Origin of the sequence: Klebsiella sp. K47, from assembly GCF_051858335.1 — a bacterium.
Taxonomy (GTDB): Bacteria; Pseudomonadota; Gammaproteobacteria; order Enterobacterales; family Enterobacteriaceae; genus Klebsiella; species Klebsiella pneumoniae.
Genome location: NZ_JBPYUI010000387.1, coordinates 1 through 226 on the forward strand (window position 1 = coordinate 1; position 226 = coordinate 226).

Sequence of the window (226 nt, forward strand, 5' to 3'; positions counted from 1 at the left end):
TCTTGGTTAAATCTGCTTCCAAACGCTCACGTAAACGTTTATTTGCACTGACACCACCTGCAATCACTAAACGTTTCAAACCTGTTTGCTTCAACGCTTTCACAGATTTTTTAACTAAGGTATCCACGATGGCTTCTTGGAAACTCGCTGCAATATCCGCATCACGGTTTTCGTCACCGAGTTTTTTCATTTGCACAGATACGGCTGTTTTTAAACCACTAAATGA

1 protein-coding gene is annotated in these 226 nt (G+C 40.7%); it reads right to left on the reverse strand.

The genetic code is table 11. The annotated features are described in order from the left end of the window. Positions 1 to 226, reverse strand: a 226-nt coding sequence (locus tag RRF55_RS28500; RefSeq protein WP_439419370.1) for a Kae1-like domain-containing protein, incomplete at both ends; no start/stop codon positions are given.